The sequence below is a fragment of the Halomonas sp. MS1 genome, assembly GCF_024182575.1.
In the GTDB taxonomy this organism is placed as follows: domain Bacteria; phylum Pseudomonadota; class Gammaproteobacteria; order Pseudomonadales; family Halomonadaceae; genus Vreelandella.
On record NZ_CP098926.1, the window covers coordinates 3,671,297 to 3,696,391 of the forward strand.

The 25,095-nt window shown below is 51.3% G+C and carries 24 protein-coding genes; 12 read left to right on the top strand and 12 right to left on the bottom strand.

Annotated elements, in window-relative coordinates; translation table 11 throughout:
• Positions 1–128 precede the first annotated feature (128 nt).
• Positions 129–1,298 (top strand): alpha-hydroxy acid oxidase, encoded by a 1,170-nt coding sequence (locus NF683_RS16905; RefSeq protein ID WP_089038354.1) that lies wholly within the window; start codon positions 129–131, stop codon positions 1,296–1,298.
• 118 nt (positions 1,299–1,416) lie between these two features.
• On the opposite strand, the gene cydB is transcribed toward NF683_RS16905, so the two are convergent.
• Both cydB and NF683_RS16915 read right to left on the bottom strand, forming a co-directional pair.
• Positions 1,417–2,415: a cytochrome d ubiquinol oxidase subunit II gene (gene cydB, locus NF683_RS16910; RefSeq protein WP_038484179.1), complete on the bottom strand. Its 999-nt coding sequence runs from the start codon at positions 2,413–2,415 to the stop codon at positions 1,417–1,419.
• Complete coding sequence (locus NF683_RS16915) at positions 2,412–3,824, bottom strand: cytochrome ubiquinol oxidase subunit I (protein ID WP_253920495.1); 1,413 nt, start codon at positions 3,822–3,824, stop codon at positions 2,412–2,414. Before NF683_RS16915 ends, cydB begins: the two co-directional genes overlap by 4 nt.
• Positions 3,825–4,144: 320 nt before the next feature.
• Between NF683_RS16915 and NF683_RS16920 the strand changes: the two genes are divergently transcribed.
• The 8 genes from NF683_RS16920 (at position 4,145) to NF683_RS16955 (ending at position 9,005) form a co-directional block, all read left to right on the top strand.
• The gene (locus NF683_RS16920) at positions 4,145–5,200 is read left to right on the top strand and encodes a hydrolase (RefSeq protein WP_253920496.1); all 1,056 of its coding nucleotides are present in this window, start codon (positions 4,145–4,147) and stop codon (positions 5,198–5,200) included.
• Positions 5,201–5,223: 23 nt separating this feature from the next.
• Entirely contained in the window at positions 5,224–6,231 is a 1,008-nt protein-coding gene (locus NF683_RS16925) for an aldo/keto reductase (RefSeq protein WP_253920497.1), read from the top strand.
• A gap of 128 nt (positions 6,232–6,359) precedes the next feature.
• Positions 6,360–6,536: a hypothetical protein gene (locus NF683_RS16930; RefSeq protein WP_167457121.1), complete on the top strand. Its 177-nt coding sequence runs from the start codon at positions 6,360–6,362 to the stop codon at positions 6,534–6,536.
• Between the two features lie 221 nt (positions 6,537–6,757).
• Positions 6,758–7,438 (top strand): Bax inhibitor-1/YccA family protein, encoded by a 681-nt coding sequence (locus NF683_RS16935; RefSeq protein WP_253920498.1) that lies wholly within the window; start codon positions 6,758–6,760, stop codon positions 7,436–7,438.
• An 81-nt stretch (positions 7,439–7,519) separates the two neighbouring features.
• Complete coding sequence (gene tusD, locus NF683_RS16940) at positions 7,520–7,909, top strand: sulfurtransferase complex subunit TusD (RefSeq protein ID WP_089038358.1); 390 nt, start codon at positions 7,520–7,522, stop codon at positions 7,907–7,909.
• 53 nt (positions 7,910–7,962) lie between these two features.
• A complete protein-coding gene (locus tag NF683_RS16945) occupies positions 7,963–8,328 on the top strand; it encodes a DsrE family protein (RefSeq protein ID WP_193060427.1) in 366 nt (121 codons plus the stop codon).
• A 36-nt stretch (positions 8,329–8,364) separates the two neighbouring features.
• Positions 8,365–8,652, top strand: coding sequence for a sulfurtransferase complex subunit TusB (gene tusB / locus NF683_RS16950; protein WP_253920499.1), 288 nt, complete (start codon positions 8,365–8,367; stop codon positions 8,650–8,652).
• A gap of 2 nt (positions 8,653–8,654) precedes the next feature.
• Positions 8,655–9,005 carry a TusE/DsrC/DsvC family sulfur relay protein gene (locus tag NF683_RS16955; RefSeq protein WP_253920500.1) on the top strand — a complete coding sequence of 117 codons (351 nt, stop codon included), beginning with the start codon at positions 8,655–8,657 and terminating at the stop codon, positions 9,003–9,005.
• A 38-nt stretch (positions 9,006–9,043) separates the two neighbouring features.
• On the opposite strand, the gene NF683_RS16960 is transcribed toward NF683_RS16955, so the two are convergent.
• Positions 9,044–9,676, bottom strand: coding sequence for a helix-turn-helix domain-containing protein (locus NF683_RS16960; RefSeq protein ID WP_038484202.1), 633 nt, complete (start codon positions 9,674–9,676; stop codon positions 9,044–9,046).
• Between the two features lie 102 nt (positions 9,677–9,778).
• Positions 9,779–10,720: a histone deacetylase family protein gene (locus NF683_RS16965; RefSeq protein ID WP_089038363.1), complete on the bottom strand. Its 942-nt coding sequence runs from the start codon at positions 10,718–10,720 to the stop codon at positions 9,779–9,781.
• Positions 10,721–10,826: 106 nt separating this feature from the next.
• Between NF683_RS16965 and NF683_RS16970 the strand changes: the two genes are divergently transcribed.
• Positions 10,827–13,574 carry a bifunctional acetate--CoA ligase family protein/GNAT family N-acetyltransferase gene (locus NF683_RS16970; RefSeq protein ID WP_253920501.1) on the top strand — a complete coding sequence of 916 codons (2,748 nt, stop codon included), beginning with the start codon at positions 10,827–10,829 and terminating at the stop codon, positions 13,572–13,574.
• 116 nt (positions 13,575–13,690) lie between these two features.
• Here the strand turns inward: NF683_RS16970 and pdxH are convergent, their stop codons facing one another.
• Complete coding sequence (gene pdxH, locus NF683_RS16975; protein ID WP_253920502.1) at positions 13,691–14,335, bottom strand: pyridoxamine 5'-phosphate oxidase; 645 nt, start codon at positions 14,333–14,335, stop codon at positions 13,691–13,693.
• 237 nt (positions 14,336–14,572) lie between these two features.
• On the opposite strand from pdxH, the gene NF683_RS16980 reads away from it, so the two are divergent.
• The gene (locus NF683_RS16980; RefSeq protein ID WP_253920503.1) at positions 14,573–15,265 is read left to right on the top strand and encodes a cytochrome b/b6 domain-containing protein; all 693 of its coding nucleotides are present in this window, start codon (positions 14,573–14,575) and stop codon (positions 15,263–15,265) included.
• A 30-nt stretch (positions 15,266–15,295) separates the two neighbouring features.
• On the opposite strand, the gene NF683_RS16985 is transcribed toward NF683_RS16980, so the two are convergent.
• From NF683_RS16985 to NF683_RS16995, 3 genes are read right to left on the bottom strand one after another with little or no spacing between them, the layout of a single operon-like run.
• Entirely contained in the window at positions 15,296–15,688 is a 393-nt protein-coding gene (locus NF683_RS16985) for a DUF2069 domain-containing protein (protein WP_095602928.1), read from the bottom strand.
• Positions 15,685–16,311 (bottom strand): NAD(P)H:quinone oxidoreductase, encoded by a 627-nt coding sequence (gene wrbA, locus NF683_RS16990; protein ID WP_253920504.1) that lies wholly within the window; start codon positions 16,309–16,311, stop codon positions 15,685–15,687. The genes NF683_RS16985 and wrbA overlap by 4 nt, the downstream gene beginning before the upstream one ends.
• Before the next feature lie 47 nt (positions 16,312–16,358).
• Positions 16,359–16,829, bottom strand: coding sequence for a gamma-glutamylcyclotransferase family protein (locus NF683_RS16995; protein ID WP_253920505.1), 471 nt, complete (start codon positions 16,827–16,829; stop codon positions 16,359–16,361).
• Positions 16,830–16,950: 121 nt separating this feature from the next.
• Here NF683_RS16995 and smrA point away from each other — a divergent pair, with 121 nt between their 5' ends.
• Positions 16,951–17,541, top strand: a complete 591-nt coding sequence (gene smrA, locus NF683_RS17000) for a DNA endonuclease SmrA (protein WP_253920506.1) — start codon at positions 16,951–16,953, stop codon at positions 17,539–17,541.
• A 115-nt stretch (positions 17,542–17,656) separates the two neighbouring features.
• On the opposite strand, the gene NF683_RS17005 is transcribed toward smrA, so the two are convergent.
• The 4 genes from NF683_RS17005 to metH form a co-directional block, all read right to left on the bottom strand.
• A complete protein-coding gene (locus NF683_RS17005; RefSeq protein WP_253920507.1) occupies positions 17,657–18,202 on the bottom strand; it encodes a DUF934 domain-containing protein in 546 nt (181 codons plus the stop codon).
• Positions 18,189–19,847 (bottom strand): nitrite/sulfite reductase, encoded by a 1,659-nt coding sequence (locus NF683_RS17010; protein WP_089038372.1) that lies wholly within the window; start codon positions 19,845–19,847, stop codon positions 18,189–18,191. Before NF683_RS17010 ends, NF683_RS17005 begins: the two co-directional genes overlap by 14 nt.
• Before the next feature lie 138 nt (positions 19,848–19,985).
• The gene (locus NF683_RS17015) at positions 19,986–21,302 is read right to left on the bottom strand and encodes an MATE family efflux transporter (RefSeq protein ID WP_253920508.1); all 1,317 of its coding nucleotides are present in this window, start codon (positions 21,300–21,302) and stop codon (positions 19,986–19,988) included.
• The gene (gene metH, locus NF683_RS17020) at positions 21,302–24,997 is read right to left on the bottom strand and encodes a methionine synthase (RefSeq protein ID WP_253920509.1); all 3,696 of its coding nucleotides are present in this window, start codon (positions 24,995–24,997) and stop codon (positions 21,302–21,304) included. Before metH ends, NF683_RS17015 begins: the two co-directional genes overlap by 1 nt.
• Positions 24,998–25,095 lie beyond the last annotated feature (98 nt).

The following is a 25,095-nucleotide window of genomic DNA, read 5'->3' on the forward strand; positions in this document are numbered from 1 at the left end:
GGTTATGCTGAAATAGTTTGCTGAGTAAAGAGAGCGAAACAGAGCGTTTACTTGTGCAGTATTGGAGAACAATATAGAGGCCGTCTGTTCTAGATACTAATGAGAACAATATTTCTTAAGGATGTGTTATGCCGATCTATACCAACATTGAAGACCTGCGTCGCCATTACGCCCGCCGCACGCCAAAAATGTTTTATGACTACGCTGAGTCAGGCAGTTGGACAGAGCAAACCTTCCGTGAAAATACCAGTGACTTCCAGCATATTCATTTAAAACAGCGTGTTGCGGTCGATATGTCAGGGCGTTCTACGCGAAGTTCTATGCTGGGTGAAGATGTGGCTATGCCGGTTGCGCTTGCACCCGTAGGGCTAACGGGAATGCAATCGGCAGATGGCGAAATTAAAGCAGCACGGGCGGCTGAAAAATTTGGTGTGCCGTTTACGCTGTCGACCATGTCGATTTGCTCGATTGAGGACGTCGCAGAACACACTACGCAGCCGTTCTGGTTCCAGGTGTATACCTTAAAAGATGATGATTTTATGCGCCGCTTGTTTGAGCGTGCCAAGGCGGCTAACTGCTCAGCTGTTGTGGTCACTGTCGATTTGCAAGTACTGGGGCAGCGCCACAAAGATCTCAAAAACGGACTCTCTGCACCCCCTAAATTGACCGCAAAATCGATTGCCAACATGGCGACGAAAATTCCTTGGGGTCTGGAGATGCTGAAAACCAAGCGTCGCTCATTTGGCAATATTGTGGGGCACGCCAAAGGAGTTACTGACCCTTCCTCATTGTCAGCGTGGACAGCAGAAGCCTTCGATGTATCGCTGGACTGGAAGCGTATTGCGCAATTTAAAGAGTGGTGGGGCGGTAAGCTGATTGTGAAGGGCATTATGACCCCTGAGGATGCGCGCTGTGCCGTAGAGATAGGCGCTGATGCCATTATTGTTTCTAATCATGGCGGACGTCAGCTTGATGGAGCAATGAGCTCGATCCGAATGCTGACAAGTATTATCGATGAAGTGGGAGGCGAGATAGAAGTTCATCTCGATTCTGGTATCCGTTCGGGCCAGGACGTGCTGAAAGCGCTGGCGCTGGGGGCCAAGGGAACCTACATTGGGCGTGCTTTTACCTATGGGTTAGGGGCTGCCGGTGAAGAGGGCGTCACCAGCGCGCTACAGATTATTCATAAAGAGCTTGATACCACAATGGCGCTATGTGGAGAAACAGACGTTAGCCGCTTAGGCCCGCATAATCTTTATGTGCCGCATGGTTTTGCTGATCCTACGGTCAAGCTTTAGATCGCACTCAGTGAGGTCTCACGTCCAAAGAAGTAAAAAAAGGGTGCCTAAATGGCACCCTTCTTTTTTTGTGACAAGCAATTTGTGACAAGCAATCAGCAGATTAGCTGGTAAAGCCTCAATGGTACCCTTCGCCCACTTTTACCTTGCCGCGGAATACCCAGTAAGACCAGGCGGTGTAGGCCAATACGATAGGGATTACAAACAGCACGCCGATCAGCAAAAACAATTGCGACTCAGGTGCTGAAGCGGCATCCCAAATTGTATAGTTGGGCGGTACGATAACCGGCCATTTACTGGCGATGAGGCCTAGGTAGGTAAAGATAAATAGGCCCAGTGTTGAGACAAACGGTAAGCCTTCCTGCTGGCGTTTTACGGCACGATAAAGAGCTCCAGCGCAGACCATGGCAAGAATGGGGAACAGCCAAATTAGGTGGATCTGGTTCATCCAGCGGTCACGCACTTCTGGACTAACCAGCGGTGTCCACAGGCTAACAATGCCAAATACCACCAATACCGCTAAGAGTAATTTTGGTGTGATGCGATAGGCCCACTGCTGGACATGGCCTTCTGACTTCAGTATCAGCCACGTAGAACCAAGCAGTGCGTAGCCCGCCATTAGTCCAAGCCCCGTCAATACAGTAAAGGGCGTCAACCAATCCAGTGCGCCACCGACATAGCGAAAGTCTTCGACAGCAAACCCTTGGATGTAAGCGCCGACGACCGCGCCTTGAGCGAAGGTGGCAATGGCAGAACCCCAACAAAATGCGCGGTTCCACCAACGGCGATTTTTCTTAGATTTGAAGCGAAACTCGAACGAGATGCCGCGAAAAATCAAGCCAGCCAGCATTAGGAAAACACCGATATAGAGCGCGGGCAAAAACACAGAATAAACTAATGGAAAGGCGCCGAGCAGCCCAGCACCGCCCAGTACTAACCACGTCTCATTGCCATCCCACACGGGAGCAACAGAGTTCATCATCACATCGCGTGACTCTTCATCAGGCGCGAAGGGAAACAAAATTCCCAACCCTAGATCGAAGCCATCCATTAAGACATACATAATGACGCCAAAGCCAATAATGGCAGCCCAGATGAGTGAAAGATCAATACTCATGTGTTGGCTCCTTCCAAGTCATCATCAAAGGGGGTGTGTGCTGCGGATAGGGGGCGTTTCGGGCGTTCAACCTCGCCTCCAACTTCTTCCTGTGTTTCTTCTTTCATGCCATTGCGCACAACTCGCGTTAGATAATAAATACCGGTGAAAAACACCACGCTGTAAACCGCGATATAGCCAATCAAGGTAAACAGTGCCATGCCGCCAGTAAGGGACGGCGTTAACCCTTCCGCGTGAGTCATGACGCCATACACTAACCAAGGCGCACGTCCTGATTCGGTAACAATCCAGCCACCCAGAACCGCGAGGAAGGGGGATGCAATCATGACGGTAAGCGTTTTTAAGAAAAGTGGGTTTTCATAGACACGCCCCTTACGACGCAGAAACAACCCAGTCAGCGCAACAGCAATCATCAGCACGCCAATGCCTACCATGACGCGGAAAGCCCAGAATACAATGATGACAGGAGGCTGCTCTTCTATTGGTACTGCATTAAGCCCGGGAACTTCACCATCGACATGGTGCGTCAGAATCAAGCTGGCAAGGTTGGGGATGCCAATTTCAAAATGATTGGTCTGGGCTTCTTTATCAGGGATAGCAAAAAGCAGAAGCGGCACATGGGTTTGCGTTTCCCAGTTACCCTCCATGGCGGCTACTTTCGTTGGCTGGTGCTCCAAGGTGTTCAGACCGTGAAAATCGCCGACTACCGCTTGCGCAGGCGCTAATATCAGCAGTAACCACAAACACATGGATAGCGCTTTTTTGTTAGCTTCAACATCACGCTTGCGCAGTAAGAACCAGGCGCTAACCCCTGCAACGACGAACCCGCCGGTTAGGAAGGAAGCCATGCCCATGTGAACAAAGCGATACCAGAAGGAGGGGTTAAAGAGTGCTTCCATCCAGGAAGTGATATGGAACCGACCGTCGATCAGCTCGTAACCTACCGGGGTTTGCATCCAACTGTTGGCAGAAAGTATCCAGAAAGAAGATATAAACGTGCCTACAGCAACCATGATGGCAGCAAATAAATGCACACCTTCAGGTACTTTATTGCGACCAAATAACAGCACACCTAGAAAAGCGGCTTCTAGGAAAAAGGCCGTTACTACCTCATAGCTGAGGACAGGGCCTAAGAAGTTAGATGTGGCGTAGGCAAAGTTGCTCCAGTTAGTACCAAACTGAAACGACATCACAATGCCTGATACGACGCCCATGCCAAACACAACGGCAAACACTTTTGTCCAGAAGAGCGCCAAGCGATCCCAAGCGGGGTTTTCCGTTTTGTAAAACAGTCCATGCAGTAGCGCGATGTAGGAAGCCAAACCGATAGTAAACACCGGAAAAATGGCATGAAAAGAGACAACAAAAGCGAACTGTAGCCTTGAAAGCAACAGAGGATCTAATTCCATGGCGACCTCCTAGATCGTGTGGCATGAAAGTATTGAAAATCAGTAGTTGTCGCAGGAGCTATATTCTTAAAGGCTATGGCTATATTTCTTTAATCATTAATAATAGTAGTTGAAACCACTCTGCGACGTAAGTTGAAAGTATCCAGTGATGCATGGCGTATTGTCGCATCTATGAAAACGCTGCATACAAGGGGCGACTGCTTTAGGCGGGCCAGTGTCAGCCCCAAGGCTGATATCCAAGGCGATATTTCTGCCACAACCAAATCTGCTTACAAATTTTGCTAAGCTACTCAGCTGTTTTTTGCTGGCGCTTTTCCTCCATGTCTTCAAGCTCGTCTTCAACCCTGTCTTCACCTATGCCTCCATTTCGATCTTCGCGCTGGCTGCCTGGCGGACACTTGCAAACGCTCTATAGCCCGCTATGGCGGACATCGCCTCAATTACAACGTCGGCGTGAGCGAATGACGCTTCAAGATGGTGATTTTATCGATCTTGATTGGTATGGCCCTGAGGGTGAGTCGGCGAATTGCGTACTGCTGCTTCATGGCCTAACTGGCAGCTCTTCTTCACTGTATATACTAGGGCAACAACAAGCGTTAGCGGCGCGCGGCTGGCAGAGCGTGGCTGTCAATTGGCGTGGCTGCTCTGGTGAGCCAAACCATCGCGCCAGGGGATATCACTCTGGCGCGAGTGAGGACTTGGCGGATGTGGTTAAGCAACTAACGTTACGCTATCCAAACAAATTGTTTGCCGCGATTGGTTACTCATTGGGTGGCAATGTGTTGCTCAAGTATTTGGGCGAAGAGGGTAGCAATACGCCGTTGAAGGCAGCGGTATCGGTACCGTTTCGGCTGGACCACTGCGCAGACCGAATAAGTAAAGGCTTCTCCAGGATTTATCAGGCCCGCTTCCTGCGAGACCTGCGCCAGTATGTTGAACATAAGCAGCAGGCGTTTGTACGCCAAGAGCGAAGGGAAGAACTGGCGCGTTTAGCGGCGCTTGAAGCATTACAAGGTATGAAGACGTTTTGGGACTTCGATGGCCGCGTTACTGCGCCACTGCATGGCTTTGAAAGCGCCGATGACTATTACCACCGCTGTAGCAGTGCTTTCTTCGTGGAGCACCTTCGTATTCCAACGCTCATTGTGCATGCGCTAGATGACCCTTTTATCTACCCACAGAGCGTTCCTAATGCGGAAACTCTGCCAAGCTATGTCACCCTGGAGCTTCATGCCTCGGGTGGCCATGTGGGCTTTATAGAGGGGCCTCCGTGGCGGCCGCGTTATTATCTTGAACACCGATTGCCTGACTGGCTGCAGTCGCAGGTTTGTAGCCAGGGTAAAACGCATAACACTAGCGCACTACTATCTAATTAACGTCAATCACCCCAGAGGTTGCTATGTCCGCGTTCTTTGACCGATTAAACGGTGTCTCGTCTCCTCGTATTGGCTTGGGATGCATGAATCTTTCCCATGGCTATGGGCAGTATGTGCCAGAAACAGAGGCGCTTCGGGTATTGGAAGAAGCCTTTGAGATGGGATACCGCCATTTTGATACGGCGACGCTCTATGGTGGAACAGCAAATGAGCGGTTGTTGGGGCTCGCTTTAAAAACAAAAAGGCACCAGCTGTTTCTCGCCAGCAAGTGTGGAATGGCATTGGATGCTGAAACAGGGAAGCGCATTATCGATGGTCGCCCTGACACATTGCGTCGCCAGTGTGAAGAGAGTCTGTCACGACTGAAAACGGATTATTTGGATATTTACTACCTGCATCGCCTAGATCGTAGTGTTCCTATTGAAGAGAGTGTTGGGGCGCTGGGCCGACTAGTGGAGGAGGGTAAAATTGGTGCGGTTGGCTTATCTGAGGTATCGGCAGAAACATTTCGTAAAGGTAATGCGGAATATCCAGTCGCAGCAGTACAGTCAGAATACTCACTCTGGACACGTAATCCCGACATTGCTCTGAAGGATGCATGTGCGGAACTCGGTGCCGCCTTAGTGGCGTTCAGCCCACTTGGGCGCGGTTTTTTGACGGGGGCAGTGGAAGAAAGTACCCAGTTTTCGACAGGGGATATGCGCGCCGGAATGCCTCGCTTTAGTAAAGACAATTTACCTCACAATATAGCTTTGTTGGATGACGTTAAGACAATGGCTAGGCGTCTTGAGATCTCACCCGCACAGCTGGCGCTAGCTTGGTTAAACGCCCAGGGGCATCATATTGTGCCTATTCCTGGCTCCTGCTCAGTGACGCATATACGCGAGAACTTACGCGCTGAAACGGTCGTGTTGGATGACGCAACAGTGACTCAGCTCAACGGTATGCTGTTGCCGAGCCAAGTCGCTGGCGCTCGTTATAGCGACGCGCAACAAGCTGATGTTGATACTGAAGAATTTGCGGATTGTTAGAGTAAATTGATAGGGCAAATGGTGATTTTACCAAACCCCGTTGCTTTCTTTCCGCCGAGGACTATTATTCGCTACCAACGACGATGTTGTTAGCCCTCTAAGTTGTTAGCCCCCTAAGGAACAGTGCCATGTTAAAAGGTCTGATCATTTGTTTTGCCGTGCTATTTGCACAGTTGGCGGTGCTGAACGTGATCGATGCACGTCTCTATAACGCTCAGGATGCGCGTCAAGCAGCGACAATGCAGCATTTACCTCACAAGGAAGAAGACGACGATAACGTTTCACCGCCAGCAGTGAAGCTGTAAGCAGAAGAAGCGAAGGTAATCACGCCAAATGTGGCACAGTCAGGGGAATTTTATAGCGCATTTCTATGTCCAAAGTGGTGTGGAATGTTAAGCATAGTCAACGCTTGAGGAGCAAGTGCCTTAAAAAGCAGTTGTTTGCGTGGAAGACAAATACTTGCGTCTGGAACTTGGTAACGGCATCCTTGTCCGTTGTTAGTATTACCATTAGGGAGCATAGATAAATGGCTTTTAACGATTCGAACACGGCGAGAGCGCAAGCGCGCAGCGAAGTAAGTAGTGTTAGCGCTAATAAAGTTCTGCGTAACACCTACGCGCTATTGGCCATGACATTGCTATTCTCTGCGGTCACCGCTGGTGCCTCTGTCGCAATGGGCATCCAACAAATGAACATTTTTGTGTTCTTTATCGGTGCATACGGGCTGATGTTCCTGGTTCACAAAACGGCCAATTCGGCAGCTGGCTTGTTGGCGACTTTTGCATTCACCGGATTTATGGGCTTCACGCTTGGCCCAATCATTTCCGCCTATCTTACGTTGCCTAACGGTGGCGCTTTGATAATGAATGCATTGGCAATGACTGGCTTGACGTTTATCGGCCTTTCTGCGGTTGCATTAACCACCAAGAAAGACTTCAGCTTTTTAGGTAATTTCCTAATGGCTGGTGCCATTGTGTTGATTTTGGCCATGGTAGCCGGGCTGATCTTCAACATTCCTGCGCTTTCATTGATGGTTTCCGCTGGTTTTGTGCTGTTTGCATCAGCGGCGATCCTCTACCAAACCAGTGAAATTGTTCACCGGGCGGGAGAGACCAACTACATTCTCGCAACTATTACGCTTTATGTTTCCATTTATAACCTGTTCATCAGTCTGCTCTCGATTTTAGGCATTATGAGCAACGACTGATCAACCCCTGCAGTACTATCGCGACAGACCCTACTTGCTAGGGTCTGTTTTTTTTAGGGCGGACTGTATCGAGATAATCCGATGGAGTATGGCTTATTGGTCATGGGGGCGCCGTATAGTAGTGCCGCCCCTCATTCCGCGCTGCGATTTGCCCAAGCAGTGCTAAATGAAGGACACCACATCAAGGGCGTTTTTTTCTATCAAGATGGCGTTCATAATGCCTCTCGACTAATGACTCCTCCACAGGATGAGCTCAATATGCGAGACGCTTGGGTTGACCTGCATCATCAGCACGGGGTGGCATTAGATGTATGCATCGCGGCGGCGTTACGCCGTGGTGTGGTGAGTGAAGCAGAAGCAAAGCGGCACGGGCAAGTGAACTTCAATCTTGAGCCACCCTTTGAATTAACGGGGCTAGGGCAACTGCTTGAGCTACAGCAGCGCTGTGATCGTTTGATTACGTTTGCTTAGTAGTGAGAACAGGGCTGAAAACAGGGCGACCGGAGTAGATAGGTAGGACTAAGATGGCTGAAGCAAATGAGCGACTTATCGTTATACGACATGCGCCCTATAGCTCAAATGAGTTGCGGGAAGGGCTGGATGTTGCGCTAGTGTCTGCTGCCTTTGGGCAAGCGGTTGATCTGCTGTTTTTAGGGCAGGGGATATTCGCGTTACTCAAAGAGCAACAGGTTGGCGCGCCAGGCCAAAAAGCCACGCTACCGACAATTAATATGTTAGAAATGTACGATATAGAAAACCTATTAGTCCCTACCGAGACCCTACAAGCCTTCAATATAGCCACTGATCAGCTGGTTGAGGGAGTTACCCTAGTCCCGGCTTCAGACGTGCCAGACCTGTTCCAGCGTTATAATTATGTTCTTAATTTTTAATTTTACGCTCAATTTTTAGCAGAGTAGCCAATAACTATGCTGCATATTCTGAATAAACCTCCCCATAGCGATGCTGCTGTGCAAATGCTCAACGCACTCAGCAATGGCGATTCTGTTGTGCTGATAGAAGACGGCGTGCAGGCTGCGCTCTATCCTGAATGGCAAGGCTGGGCAGTCAATACAGCGTCGATTTTTTTGCTAGCTGAAGATGCTATTGCAAGAGGGGTTCACTCTGTTGCCACAAGCCATGGGCTGCCTTTGATAGAGATGGATGGCTTTATTAGGTTGACTGAGCAAAATGAAAAGATCATTTCCTGGTATTGAATATGAGTAATCAAAGTTTATACCGTTATCTTGATTCGTCGCAAAAGATCCAACTAGATCCTGAGGGATATCTCGTTAAACAGGATCAGTGGAGCGATGAGGTTGCTCAGTTGCTCGCTGAGGATGAAGGGTTAACTCTCACAGAAAAACACTGGGAAATTATTCAGCTGGTGCGCGATTTTTATCGTCGGTATGAAATGGCGCCTGCAATGCGGCCCTTAGTGAAAGCCACAAAACAGGCGCTGGGTGATGAGAAGGGGAATTCAATTTATCTAATGACGCTGTTTCCGGGGAGTCCACCAAAGCGTATTGCTCGCATCGCTGGCCTTCCTAAGCCCACAAACTGTTTATAGCTATTTTTGTTAGTTTTAGCAGCACGAATATGTGGGCGTTAGACCGAGTCGCCTCGTGTGCAAACAGAAAGTACGACCGCATCTTCTGGGCTGGTAGAAACAAGAGCGTGCCCCATGTCGCTATCAAAATAAATACTATCGCCTTCGGCGAGCATGAGTGGCGCATAAAATTCTGTGTATAACAAAATATCGCCTTCTAAAATCATCAAAAACTCTTCACCGTCGTGTCGAACCCACTGATGGTACTCATCAAAGCTGCGTGCTCTAACAATGGTCTTAAAAGGAATCATGCGCTTTTGAGCAAGCTGATGTCCGAGCAGCTCATGCTCGTAGGTAGGGGTAGGGTGCACTTGGCCCTTGCCCTTACGGGTAAGATCTCTACGCCCCATGGTATAGCGCTCACGCTTCGGCGGCGTAAATAGCTGGGGCAGGTCGATGTTCAGGCCGGTAATAAGTTTTTGAACCACACTGAACGTAGGCGACACTTGGTCATTTTCGATCTTAGAGAGTGTTGAACGTGCTAAGCCTGTGCGCTGGCTGACGTCTTCCAATGTCCACTGGTTAGCAAGGCGAATCTGTTTTAAACGTTCCCCCAGGCGTAAAGGTTCGACAAAGGGCTTTCGCCCAGAGGCTATGCGCAGCGCAGCATGCTCTTCAGTAGTAGCGGTCATAAAAAGCCACGTGAGTAAACGTCAATAAAACCGCATGTTATCACAGACGCTCTGTATCAAGGTCGCCGTCGCATGACGTTTCACAATAGTGAGTGGCATACGTCATGGAACATCCGTAAAGGGCAAACCCAATAGCGCTTTTAAGTGAGCTTCTGCACCGCTAGCGAGCGTTTTCGGGTTATATCCCCCCTCAAGTACTGAAACTACTCGGTTTTCTGCATAGAGGGCTGCAATCTCCATTGCTAAGTGGGTTATCCAATAAAAGTCCTCATCTTCTAAACAGATGTCTCCCATAGGGTCGTCGCGATGAGCATCAAAGCCTGCAGAAAGCATGACTAAGTCTGGTTTGAACGCATGGAGAGCGGGAAGCCACTGTCGTTCGATAATGCGTCTAAACTCTTTACTATCAGTGCCTACTTCCAGCGGCGTATTGACCACATTTTGCCATTCACTGCGTAAATATCGCCAGGGGTAAAACGGATACTGGAAGCTCGTGCACACCAGTACCTCTGGATCATTTTTGAAGATATCAATCGTGCCGTTGCATTGATGAACATCAAAATCGAGTATTGCGATGCGTTTAGCTCCATATTTTGCTTTTGCATGGGCCGCACCGACGGCAATGTTGTTATAGAAGCAAAACCCCATCGCATCAGCCGCTTCTGCATGATGCCCTGGCGGCCGTACTGCGCAAAATACGTTGTCAGCTTGGCGCTTAAACACTTGATCAACTCCGCGAATGACGGCTCCTGCGGCCACTCTGGCCGCTTTTAGGCTATCGGGGTTCATCATTGTGTCGCTATCGAGTGTAACGATGCCTTCTTTCGGCAGACACTTTGCTAACGCATTAAGGTGCCTTGTTGGGTGAACTCTTGCTAACGCCTCGTCACACGCCTCTTTGGCGTCCGCCTGCATGGTTTGTTGAAGAAGGCCTGCTAGAGATAGGCGCGCACGAATCGCTTCAAGCCGTTGAGGGCTTTCAGGGTGCTCAGGCCCCATATGGTGCAATGCGCAGTCTGGGTGAGTAAGGTAGGCAGTAATCATGCAAGCGCTCCGAAGACAATATCGCCACCTTAATCGTCTCAGGGGCTTGCGCGACAGTGTCAATAAGTCGTACACAGTGGTTATTAATTTCAGGGGAGACGCATTCGTGAGCACACGTTTTTTGCATCATTTTTTCGAACCGCGCACAGTGGCCGTGTTCGGTGCCTCTGAAAAGCCAGCCTCGTTGGGTGGTTTAGTGCTCAGTAATCTCCAAGAGGGCGGTTTTAGGGGGGAAATATGGGCGGTCAATCTGAAAGGATATGACACAGTCTTCGGCGTGGATTGCGTCCGCACCGTGAATGAACTGCCAGAAATCCCTGATTTAGCGGTTATCTGTTCCCCAATCGATGGTGTTCCTAGTCTTATCAAAAAACTTGGGCAGTTTGGCGTTAAAGCTGCGTTGGTGCTTTCCGGTGGTGCCTACCTTGATCGTGAGACGGGCAACAAAGGCTCAATCCGGCAACGTATGTTGCAGTCGGCGATAGAGTCGGGTATCCGGGTGCTAGGGCCCGAGTGCATGGGGCTGATTGTGCCTGGGAAGAAACTGAATGCTTCCTATGCCAGCCAGCCAGTTCAAGCGGGCAAAGTGGCCTATTTAGGGCAATCGGGCATGTTGGCAAATGCCATGATCGATTGGGCTGCAGGCCGCGATGTTGGTTTTTCACACTTGATCACGGTCGGTGACAGTGTTGATGTTCTATTGCCAGATTTGATTGATTATGTGAATCAGTTTTCCCCAGCGCAAGCGATTCTGCTGCACCTTGAGCGCGTGATGGATGCTCAGCACTTTATGACCTCCGTGCGTGATGCATCGCGTAACCGCTTGGTCGTCGCCATCAAGAGTGGGCGAACGCCGCAGTCAGATATTTCGGGTATGGCCCCCACACCAGGTATTGCTAATCGTGATGTGGTGTTTGACGCGGCCTTTGCACGGGCGGGCGTTGTTCGCGTCAATGATTACGATGAATTGCTGGATGCGCTGGAAACCTTATCGCGCATGAAGCCGCTTCGCGGCGACCGATTGGCTATTGTGTCCAATGGCTTAGGGCCTGCCATGCTGGCGATCGATAAACTGATAAGTGCGGGCGGTAAACTGGCGGAGTTTAGCGAAGAGACCCAGCGGGTGCTGCATAAAAGCCAGGTAGATATGAGCAAACCCGGTGAGAACCCAGTGGATTTAGGCGGCAACGCGACGCCAGAGCGTTTTGTAGAAGCGCTAAAAATTGTCACTGCCGATCCAAATGTGGATGCCGTACTGGTGGTTCACGCGCCTACTCGTTTAGCGCCTTCATTGGCCACCGCTCAGGCGCTGATTGATCATCGAAAGACATTTAAACGTAACTTACTAACGAGTTGGATGGGGCTGAAGGAAGCCCTGAATGCTAGGCATGTGTCCAATTTGGCGGGTATACCCACCTATACATCGCCGGAAAAGGCAGTGAAAGCATTTATGCATATGGTGGACTATCAGCGTGTTCAGGCGCTGCTGCATGAAATTCCGCCTAGCTTACCTTTTTCCACCAGCGCAGAGATTCGTGCGGAGTGTCGCGCGCTGATTAAAAATGCCAAAGCGGAGGGGCGACAAACGTTGACCCATTCCGAAACGGCCCAAGTGCTAGAAGCCTATGGCATTCCTGCCGCACCTAGTGTCTATTTGGCTAATCCGGAAGATGCCTTAGCGATGGCGGATCATTTCCCAGGGCCTAAGGCGCTAAAAGTCATTCACGAGGGCAATTGCCGCCCTTACCGCTACCGGAAACACCCCCATAAAATATCCGCGGGCCTACTGCAAGATTTAGAAACGCCGGAGCAAGTGGCCGAAGGGATCCGTCAGCTAGGCGATAAAGTGCGCGACAAATTCCCCGAATATGCTATTCGCGAATACTGTTTGCAGCCAATGCAGCGTGGTAAACACTCAATGCAGATCTGTGCCGGGATCACTCGTGATCCTGTGTTCGGTCCACTGATTGTTTTCGGGATAGGTGGCTATAAAGTGAACGTGTTAGCGGATCGTCAGATTGCGCTACCACCGCTGAACATGAGCTTGGCCGCTGACGTGGTGGGTAGAACCCATGCGGCTTCATTGATTCGCGAGCATTCGGCCGACCCCGAACGAGATATCCAGCGGCTCTGCCAACTGTTGGTCAAGCTATCCCAAATGGCTTCTGACTTGGGCGACTTGAGGGGGCTTGAACTCAATCCTTTGCTGCTGAATCGTGATGGGATGTTAGCAGTGGATTTTGCCATGGATTTAGGGCCGCCGGCGCGTTTTGCCATCATGCCTTACCCTGAAGAGCTACGTGAATGGGTAACGCTGACAAATGGATGGCGGGTAGAGGTTCGCCCCATCCGCGCGGAAGATGCGCCTCTGATTACGACGTTCCACCGACAGTTATCAGAGGAGAGCATTCGTTTTCGTTATTTCCACAATAAATCCAACCTAACCCAGCGTGATTTGTCGATTCTGTCGCATATCAACTACGACCGACAGATGGCCTTTATTGCCGAACATCAGCACGATGACGGGAGTAAAGAGATGTTGGGTGTCGTTCGGGTATGGAATGATCCCGATAATATTCGCACGGAATTTTCGGTCATTATCCGTGACGACTTGCAGGGGCTGGGTATTGGTAGCCTGTTAATGAACAAGATGATCGATTACTGCACCAACATTGGTACGCTCGAAATGATCGGCAAAATTATGGTAGATAACCATCCCATGCGCGCCTTGATGAAGCACTTGGGCTTTAGGTGTCGCTATAACATGGAAGAGCAGGTGATTGATGCCGTGCTCAGGTTGAACGAGCCTGAAAGCGAATGGCAGCGTCACCGGTTGGAGAGCCAGCCTGACTAGGCTATTGCTGACACAAATGAGCCTGCCTCAAAAGAGGCAGGCTCATTCATGGGATGGGTAAAAGCGAGTGACGAAATGTCTAAATTAAGAAGCCACTAAATTAATGGATTTCTTAATTAAGGAGCTAAGCGGAAGCGACTCCAATCGCCGCCGTCACGCCGTTCAAAGCGTAGGCGGTCGTGAAGACGACTGGGTTGCCCCTGCCAGAACTCAATCATTTCAGGATTAACTCGATAGCCGCCCCAGTGATTCGGACGTGGAATATCTTGTCCTTCGTAGGCTTGTTCAAAGCGTTTTTGCCGCTCTTCAATCCAATTGCGATCAGGGATCACAACGCTTTGGGTAGCAATCCAGGCACCCAACTGGCTACCACGTGGCCGACTCGAGAAGTATTCATCAGACTCTTCTTGTGCCACTTGTTCTACGGGACCTTCGATGCGCACTTGCCGTGACAGCGAAGGCCACCAAAAGGTGATGGCAGCAAAAGGTACGTTGCTCAGCTCGCTACCTTTGTGGCTATGGTAGTTGGTGAAAAACACCATGCCTTGCTCGTCAAACCCCTTGAGCAGAACGACACGGGCATGAGGGCGCCCCTGACTGTCTACCGTAGCAAGGGTCATTGCGTTACCGTCTTGTCCTTCTGCTTCCAGCGCTAGGCTAAACCACTCATCAAACAGCACAAAGGGATTGTCGGGGGCTTGGGCTTCATCAAGGCGGCCACCTTCATAATCGCGCCTAATGTCAGCTATATTGCGTGTCATTGAATACTGCTCCCTTTAAATTTTGTTCATGGTCGCTGGTCTTTCGGTAAAGCTCAAGCCCTGTCTCTAAGCTTTGCTGACAAGCTCTATTTAGAAGCCCAGCCGAGAGGTTGATGGCGTTACGGGTAATGCAAAGTTGCTTGATTGTATAACGCGTCGACTGTGCTCTGTAATGCGTTATATCAGAAACATTGAAGAAATGAGAAAATGTATGAATAGAAGATAAAGGGCAACGTAATGCAGAATGAAAGAAAACAGCTGGCCGTTTGGGACGTCTTTGTACGCTTATTCCATTGGTGTCTGCTGGCAGCGGTGATCATTTCGTTTTACACCGCGAAAACCGATGGTGTACCGTTTTTGTTTCCGATTGAGGCTCATGCCCAAGCAGGCTACCTCATTATTGGTTTATTGATATTTCGCGTGATATGGGGCGTCTCAGGCCCTGCCTATGCTCGCTTTAGTACGTTTATTTATGGGCCAACAGATACGGCAATTTATGCGAATGCGCTGCTCAAGCGACGCGCACCTCGCTACGCGAGCCACAACCCCCTGGGTGGTTGGATGGTCGTTCTTTTGCTGCTCTCACTGAGTTTTCAGGCAGTCAGTGGACTGTTTTTGAGTGACGATATCTTCTTTCAGGGCCCGCTTTACGGTTTGTTGGGCCGAGACATAAGTGGCGAGCTAGCCAGTTTGCATTCACTCAATAGTGATGTGCTGCTTATCCTGATAGGCATCCATATTGCGGGCATCATTGTGCATGCTCTGCAAGGAGAAAATTTAGTCGCTGCGATGGTGACGGGGATCAAACATTTCAACAGTGAACCGATTGATATAAAACCTGCCCACCGAACTAAGCATCGCCTGTTTGCGCTAGGTGCTTTTTTAGTTGCGGCGGGCGTTTGTGGCTGGCTGTGGTTTTATCCCTACTGATATTCCTAGCAAACAGAGCGTTATCTAAGCTTACTCCTGGCGCTGTTGACGACTGCGAAAACGTGCGTACGCCATACAGCCAGTAAATAGTGCCAGCGATACAACCGCTTCCAGCACACCGCGAACCCCTTGGCCGGGTAGAGTTGCCAGCATAGTGCCTTGAGTAAAGTACAGTAGGCTGACAAATGCTAACCAAGCATGGCCTCTGGCTCGCTGACCAATGATAGAGGGTAGGAATAGTAAGAGTGGCAGTACAAATGCGACCACAGGACGCCAGTTAAAGGTATCACCCTGAATAAAAAAGCCACGATAGATAACTAGCAGCAGCAGAATGACAAAGCTGACGAGCACTAATTGCCTTGCTTGCTGTGTGAGCTTATCGAGTCCATGGCGAGTCTCGAGACCTTCTAACCACTGCCTCATGCCGCTTCCTCCTGGCGCATTTTATGCAGCGCTCGCGCAAGCCTAGCCAACCGCTTGCCTTGAGCAAGACACAGTGCACGCTCGTGCTCGTCGACAGAGCGGTCACTTCGCGCACCGGCAACATGACTAGCCCCGTAGGGAGTGCCACCGGTTTGGGTGCTGAGAAGGGCGGTTTCATTATAGGGGATGCCGGCGTAGACCATGCCGTGATGCAGTAACGGAATTAGCATGCTAAGAAGCGTGCTTTCCTGGCCACCGTGGAGGCTGGAAGTGGATGTGAACGCACAGGCAGGTTTATCAATCAACGCGCCATTCATCCATAGGCTACTGGTCGTATCTAGAAAATACTTAAGCGGCGCAGCCATATTGCCAAAACGTGTTGGGCTACCCAGTGCCAACGCGCTGCAGTTGCGCAAATCTTCGAGGTCTGCATAAACCGCTCCCTCTGCTGGAATTTCGGGATCAACGGCTTCACAGGTTGTGGAGACAGGGGGAACGGTGCGCAGCCGCGCTTCAATCCCCGTAATGCTTTCGACACCTGCTGCAATTTGCCTTGCCATATCCGCAGTGGCTCCTGAGCGCGAATAGTAAAGAATTAAAACAAACGGCGTGGAATCACTCATGAGGTATCCTAGAAATAACGACGTAAAGAGGGCACTGCGTTGTCTGCTTATGGTACCAGAGCTACCGGTTGTACAGGAGATGCGTTAAGCAATTGGCTAAGCGTGGGCAGGCGTAGATAAACCCATGCGGTTGAACCGTCCGTTAGCGTTTGTTTGACCCGCTCATAGCGAATACCTAGGCGCTCATAACGATCCAAGCGCAATAGCTGATCCGCAGTGACTTCTAGCCGTAACCCTTCTACATGGCTATGGGTATCGGGAGTCAAGTCCAGGCCTTGTTTTTTAAAGCCCTCAAGACGTGCAGGTTGTGGGTTGCCTGAACTGCCCATCACCACCCAGCGCACAGGAAGATAGCGCAGCGTGCCATAGACGAAGACACTGTGGGTTCGCTCTTCAATGATCGGCAAGTGGGAGGGGCGCTCGTAAAACCACGGGCTCAGCATTGTCAGCCAAAGCCAACCTGCAGCACCGATTAGTAGTGCTGCGCTACACGCGATCAAACGTTTTAACCAAACCATGCCCACTCCTTTGATGATGTTGGCTATCAGCGTGGCGTTAGATGTTAATGAAAACAAGTCTTAAGCAATGTCGGCGGGTTTGCTAGGATAGAGGCATTAGACCCTGTCAGAGGAGCCTGTTATGAATCAATCACTTCGTGATGAGATGGATTTCAGTGCGTTGGTCGGCGATGTAAAGCCGTTAACCAAGCATAACCGCGCAGATACAGGTACCCAGCGCCAGCGGCCTACAGAGGCCCAGCTTGCTCGTCGTGAAAGTGCTGAGCAGCGTCTGGAAGAGCGTAATTTCTTATCCGATGATTTTGTCGACTTGTTGCCGCCCTTTGATCCGATTGAATACCGCCGGGAGGGTATTCAGCAAGGAGTGGTCGATAAACTGAAGCATGGTGGTTACAGTGTTCAGGCCCAGCTACATCTGCTACGGCGGCCGTTGGCAGAGTGCCGCAGAATGCTGTTCCCGTTTATTCAAGAAGCTTACCTCCACGACCTTCGCTCTGTGCTCATTGTGCATGGGAGAGGTCGAGAAATAGATAGTCCTGCGAATGTCCTGCGTTCCTATCTGGCTAAATGGCTTACCCAGTTTGACGAAGTGCAGGCTTATATTTCTGCGCAGCCTGCGGAGGGTGGCCTTGGTGCCACCTGGGTCATGCTACGTAAAAGTGACCGTGCCAAAGCTAACAACCGTGAGCGCCAGCAAAAACGTCGCGGATAGCCTGCCATTGTTTATCGAGTAATTGTTTATCAAGCAAAAGGGCAGCCGAGGAGCTGCCCTTTCTGTTTCTATCTCTACTTCTATCTTTCTACGTCTATCTCGATACCGTTTGCGGTTACTGCTTGCTGTCCGCCAGGCGGCGTTCGAACAATGCTTGACGCTGCTCAACATCGGTTTGGTAGCGAACACTAAACATATTCAACGCACGGATAGCGTCGTCTGGATGCTGATCATCTCGCAGAGCCATGGCGGTAAAGCCACAGCGGCGCATGTAATCCAACTGGTCGACCAACACATCACCGACTGCACGTACTTCGCCAGTATAGCCGTAGCGTTCGCGAAGCAAACGAGCAAGCGTGTAGCCACGTCCATCCGTAAATGCCGGGAAATCGATGGCAATCGCACTGGTACGGCTTAGCTGCTGGCCAAGTTCCGTGGTTAACTCGGTATCACTTGAAAGCAGCGGTGCTAGCTCGGCATCGTCCTGATTTGTTTGCCAGAGTGCCAGCGGCACAAAGGCGGGACGCTGTTCAGGGAGCGTGTCTGCGTCATAGGACACACACCACGCATTCTCTGCTGCCAGTTCACCATCAGCGATCAGATGGTCGACATGTACTGGCGTGAGCTCAACCGCGTCAGTCTGAGTGTCATTGCTGGGCATAAACACGCTCCTTAAAGGGTTTTAAGCCAATACGGCGATAGGTGTCGAGGAACCGCTCGTCTGCGTGGCGTTCGGCCACATAGACTTGAAGTACCTTATCGACAACGTCCGGCACGTCTTCGCGGTAGAAAGAAGGCCCTAGGATTTTACCTAACGAGGCATCATCAGTTGAGTTACCACCAATCGAGATTTGGTAATACTCTTCGCCTTTTTTGTCGACGCCGAGGATGCCGATGTGGCCAACGTGGTGATGCCCACAGGCGTTCATGCAGCCTGAAATATTCAGATCCAGCGGGCCGAGGTCATAGAGGAAGTCCAGGTCTTCAAACCGCTCCTGCAGTGCTTGGGCGATGGGAATCGAGACCGCGTTGGCCAAGCCACAGTAGTCGCCGCCAGGGCAGCAGATAATATCGTTCAGCGTACCTACGGTTGGATTAGCCATGCCCAGTGCATCAAGCTCTTTCCAGAGTGCTTCCAGCTCATCGACGGGAACGTCAGACAGCACTAAGTTTTGCTCGTGGGTCACGCGCACTTCACCGAAGCTATAGCGATCGGCCAGGTCGGCGACGGCTTCCATTTGATCCGCTGTGACATCACCAGGCGCGTGTTCGCGGCGCTTAAGTGAAAGGGTCACCGCTTTATAACCAGGGACCTTGTGGTCGGTGACGTTATTCGTCACAAAGCGGGCCAAACTACGATTTTCGCTGCGTAGCTGTTCGAAATCGGCAATGGCGCTCTCAGCAACCGGACGGCGCTCTGGTTCAGGGAAGTGAATCTTGGCCGCATCAACCGCTGCTTGGTTAAGTGTTTGCGGGCCATCTTTAAGATGCGCCCACTCTTCGTCAACGCGGCGGCGAAACTCTTCAATACCGAGCGCTTTGACGAGAATTTTAATACGTGCTTTAAACTTGTTATCGCGGCGACCAAATTGGTTATATACGCGAACACACGCTTCCAAATACGTTAACAGATGCTGCCAGGGAAGATCTTCGCGCACCACGTCGCCAATCATCGGTGTGCGGCCAAGACCGCCACCTGCCAGCACTTTAATGCGGACGTCACCGTCTTCGTTACGCCATAGCCGCAGGCCGATATCATGCACTTGAATAGCTGCGCGATCTTGGGCGGCACCGCTGACAGCAATTTTAAATTTGCGTGGCAGGTAGGCGAACTCAGGATGTAAGGTCGACCACTGACGAATTAGCTCACACCAAGGGCGTGGATCTTCCACTTCATCCCCTGCAATACCGGCAAACTGGTCACTGGTGGTATTGCGGATGCAGTTGCCGCTAGTTTGAATAGCGTGCATTTGTACTTTAGCGAGGTCTGCCAAAATATCGGGCACGTCTTCCAATGCGGGCCAGTTCAGCTGCAAGTTTTGCCGAGTCGTGAAGTGGCCATAGCCACGGTCATAGCGGCGGGTAATTTCCGCTAACGCGCGAAGCTGCTTGCCCGCTAGCATGCCGTAGGGGATGGCGATTCGCAGCATTGGCGCATGCTTCTGAATATACAGGCCGTTTTGGAGTCGCAGCGGGCGAAACTCTTCTTCTCCCAAACGCCCGGCGCGGTAGCGGTCCATTTGGTCACGAAACTGAGCGACGCGCTCGTCAACCAACGTTTGGTCGTGAATATCATAACGGTACATGTGGCACGATCCTGCTAAAAGCGAAATGGTCACGTCGAGACGGACGGTAATGTGCCGTCACCTTAACGCGGGCGTCATATTCTACAAAAGAATATATAATTATCTTTTTATCGCTAAATGGTATTTGAGGTTTATAAGTCATAGCGTTTGAGCTAGCCAGCGTCGACGCTGCCACACCCATAAGAAGCTGCTGGAATTGAGCGCACGGTAGAAGAGCTGCACTAGCCATACACCAAGCAGCCCATATTCCAACTCAATGCCTACCCACCAGGCCAGTGGTAGAAACACTAGCCACTGCATGCTCAAAGTAAGCAACATCACTGTTCGCTGAGCGCCAGCGCCCATTAACGTTTGGGCCAGCACCAATGCGGCAGCATCCAGCACTATCATTAAGCCAGTAATTTGTAAGGGAAGAGTGCCTAACTGAATAAGTGAGTGATCTTCAAAAAAAATAGCCAGAACAGTGGCCGGGAACAACAGCATAGGGAGTGCCAACACTGTCAGCAGCAAGCCAGCGACGCTTAATGCGTCGATTCCCCAGCGGTGTGCTGCCTGTTGATCATCGCGCCCTAACGCTTCACCGACCAAGCTCATTGCCGCCACACCCACCCCAACGCCAGGTAAAATAAGTAGCAACGATAGATTCACTAGCACATGGCCCACAGCGACACTCTGCGTGCCCATCCTACCTAATAGCCAGAACAGCACCACATAGCCGGCGGCAAACCATACTTGTTGCAGTGAGTGTGGGATAGCCAAAAATAGTGTGGTCTGTAATGAGCGCAATGTCAGCTTCTGTCGGGTAAGTGCGTGGGCGTTATACGTCACGTAAGCCCAAATAATCAGTCCCAGCAGTAGCGAAAGCGTGGTGCCCATACCTGCACCATTGGCACCCAGCGCCGGAAAGCCACCAATGCCATAAATTAATCCTGCACTAGCGACCACATTGAACACATGCACAATGACGATAATACGCAGGTAAAGGTGCGTGTGCTGCCGTCCGTTCCAGTAACCGCGAAAGCAAAGTGTCAGGGCAATCGCGGCTAACGATACAACGCGCCAGCGGAAATACTCCACGGCAATCGCCGTCACGTCATCTGCTGGCGTCATTAGCTGTATTAACCGGGGAGCCTGCCACCACGCGAGACACGATAATGGAATGCCGACCATAACGGCGATCAGCAAGCCAGAGTGAAGTGAGCGTGTTAGCGGGAAGTGTTCTGCGCCCAGGTCTTGAGAGGTTTGCGACTGGACGCTGGAAGAGAGGCCAAAAACCAATGCCGTCATCATAAACATGGCATAGCCGCCGATACCAACACCTGCCAATGCCTCTTGGCCTAAATGGCCTACCAGTGCAGCATCAATAAGGTTGAGCATGCTCTGTGAGAGCATGCCCAGCATGATCGGTAAGGCTAAGCGCATGACCTTACCTTGGCGGCGGCCCACTGCTGACATTAGCTAGGGTCGTAAGAGAGCACTGGCGATAGCCAGCGTTCCATTTCCACTAATGGCATCTGCTTGCGTTGCGCAATCGCTTCCACTTGATCCCGGGTGATTTTTCCGGTGGAGAAGTATTTGGACTGGGGGTGTGCGAAGTACCAGCCAGAGACCGCCGCCGCAGGCCACATGGCAAAATTTTCGGTCAGTGCCAAGCCGGTATTTTCCGTCGCATCAAGCAACCGGAACAGCGTGGCCTTTTCGGTATGGTCAGGGCAGGCTGGGTAGCCGGGAGCAGGGCGGATACCCTGATATTTCTCGGCAATAAGCGCGTCATTATCCAGCGTCTCTTCCGGCACATAGGCCCAGAACTCTTTGCGCACGCGCTCGTGCATGCGCTCGGCAAACGCTTCTGCCAAACGGTCGGTTAACGCTTGCACCATGATGGCATTGTAATCGTCACCAGCTGCTTCATAGGCTTTGGAAAGTTCATCAACCCCATGGCCTGTGGTAACGGCAAAACCACCGATCCAGTCGGCTTTGCCGCTCTCTTTAGGCGCAATAAAATCCGCCAGACTGTAGCAGATCCCGTCACGCCCTTTGGTGGTCTGCTGACGAATGTGATGCAAGCGCTCAACGACCTCGGTACGGCTTTCATCGGCATACACTTCGATGACATCGTCATCGACGCTGTTGGCGGGCCACAGGCCAATGACGCCGCGCGCCTGAACACGCTTTTCGTCGATTAACTTGCGCAGCATCACTTTGGCATCTGCAAACAAATTGCGCGCAGCTTCCCCGACCACCTTGTCTTCAAGGATTTTGGGGTACTTGCCAGCAAGCTGCCAGCTCATAAAGAACGGTGTCCAATCGATGCGTTCAACCAGCTCTTCAAGGTCGTAGTCGTCGAAGGTTTTGAGACCCAACACCTGAGGTTTAACTGGAGTAAAGCTGTTCCAATCCGTGCGGAAGCGCCGTTTACGGGCTTGGGTATAGTCCAGGTCTGCGGCTTTAGGGCGGCGTTTGGCGTTACGCTCGCGCACTTTTTCGTACTCTTCGCGAATCTCGGCAACGTAGGCGGCTTTAAGGTTCGGCGCCAGTAAACGGCCCGCGACGCCAACCGCCCGGGAGGCATCGGTTACATAAATCACGGGGTGATCGTATTGTGGCTCAATTTTTACGGCTGTATGGGCTTTGGAGGTAGTGGCACCACCAATGAGCAGCGGCAGATCCATGCCTCTGCGCTTCATTTCTTTAGCAACATGCACCATCTCATCAAGCGATGGGGTAATCAGCCCTGAAAGCCCAATGATGTCAGCATTATGGTCTTGGGCGGCCTGAAGAATTTTTTCGGTGGGCACCATCACGCCAAGGTCGATGACTTCGTAGTTATTACACTGCAGTACCACGCCGACAATGTTTTTGCCGATATCGTGAACATCGCCTTTGACCGTGGCCATTACGATCTTACCTTTGGCCTTGGTCTCTTCGCTTTTTTCCGCTTCGATATAGGGAATCAGATAGGCAACCGCCTGCTTCATGACGCGAGCCGACTTAACTACCTGGGGTAGGAACATTTTGCCGGCACCAAACAGGTCGCCAACCACGTTCATACCATCCATTAACGGGCCTTCGATCACCTCGATGGGCCTAGCGGCCTCGGCGCGAGCCTGTTCGGTGTCCTCTTCTATATATGCCGTTACGCCTTTAACCAACGCATGCTCGATACGCTTATTAACCGGCCAACTGCGCCACTCCAGGTCTTCTTTTTTGGCGGCGCCGCTGCCATCGCCCTTGTACTTGTCGGCAAGGTCAAGCAGCCGCTCGGTACCATCGCTACGGCGGTTGAGTACGACGTCTTCTACCGCATCACGCAGTTCAGCGGGTAAGTCATCATAAACCGCCAATTGGCCCGCATTGACGATGCCCATGCTGAGGCCTGCACGAATGGCGTGGTAAAGGAATACCGAGTGAATGGCTTCACGAACAGGGTTATTGCCTCGAAATGAAAACGAGACGTTCGACACGCCACCGGAGATCATCGCGTGAGGTAGGTGCTCACGGATCCACTGGGTAGCCTCAATGAAATCGACGGCGTAGTTATTGTGCTCATCTATGCCGGTAGCGATAGCAAAGATATTAGGATCGAAAATAATATCTTCCGCCGGGAAGCCAATGTCATCGACCAGTAAGCGATAGGCGCGTTCACAAATTTCGGTTTTACGCGCAAAGGTATCTGCTTGGCCTTCTTCATCAAACGCCATGACCACAATGGCGGCGCCAAAGCGGCGACATTTGGTGGCTTGCTCGCGAAACGCGGCTTCGCCTTCTTTCAGCGAGATAGAGTTAACAACCGCTTTGCCTTGAACGCACTTAAGGCCCGCTTCGATGATGTCCCATTTAGAGGAGTCGATCATGATCGGAACGCGAGCGATATCGGGTTCGCCAGCGATTAAATTAAGGAAACGAACCATCGCTTCCTGGGACTCCAACATGCCTTCGTCCATGTTGATGTCGATAATTTGCGCGCCGTTCTCGACTTGCTCCAAGGCGACTTCAAGCGCGGTGGTGAAGTCTTCTTCGACGATCAGCCGCTTAAAGCGTGCCGAGCCGGTCACGTTAGTGCGCTCACCGACATTGACAAACAGCGCGTCGGCTTCAATGTTGAAGGGTTCTAAGCCAGACAGTCGGCACGCATGACCACGCTTTGCAATCTTGCGGGGCGCCATCGAGCTGACTGCCTCAGCGATGGCGCGAATATGCTCAGGGGTTGAGCCACAGCAGCCCCCAATAATATTGACCAGTCCACTTGCCGCGAACTCGCTGACAATGGCCGCCATTTCCTCTGGGGTTTGGTCATACTCACCAAACTCATTGGGTAGGCCCGCATTGGGGTGCGCAGAAACAAAGGTATCGGCTTTAGTGGAAAGCTCTTCGATGTAAGGGCGCAGCTCCTCCGCACCTAGAGCACAGTTCAAGCCAACTGAGAGAGGCTGAGCGTGGCGAACAGAGTTCCAGAATGCCTCGGTGGTTTGACCAGAAAGCGTGCGACCTGACGCATCGGTAATGGTGCCGGAAATCATCACCGGCAGCCGCGTGTTCAGGTCATCAAACAACTCTTCAAGCGCATAAATAGCGGCTTTGGCATTAAGTGTGTCAAAGATAGTCTCGATCATAATAAGATCGGCACCGCCTTCGATTAACGCACTAGCAGCTTCATAATAGTTCTCGCGAAGCTCGTCGAAGGTGACATTGCGCTTAGAAGGGTCGTTGACATCCGGCGACAGAGACGCGGTGCGTGAGGTTGGCCCAAGTACCCCAGCGACATACCGCGGGATATTCGTTTCAGCAGCCACGGCGTCACAGACATTACGCGCCAAACGTGCCGACTCACGATTCAGCTCAGGCACCAAATCTTCCATGCCATAGTCTGACTGGGAAAGACGTGTGCTATTAAATGTATTGGTTTCGATAATATCCGCGCCAGCTTCTAGATAGTCTCGGTGAATACGTGCCACTAAGTCCGGACAGGTAAGTGCTAATAAGTCATTATTACCTTTAAGATCCGAGGGCCAGTCACGAAAGCGGTCACTACGGAAATCGTCTTCGCTGAGTTCGGCGTTCTGCAACATGGTACCCATGCCGCCGTCCAAAATCAGGATACGTTGGGCAAGGCGTTGGGTAAGGGAAGCGGTCAAATCACTAGCAGCCATGGCAGGGGGAAGTCTCCAGCGTCTCAGTCGAAAAGGATATTTTTTATAGTCGTCGTCATAGTGTGAGCGGCGCCTATCATAACAAAGGGCACACCATA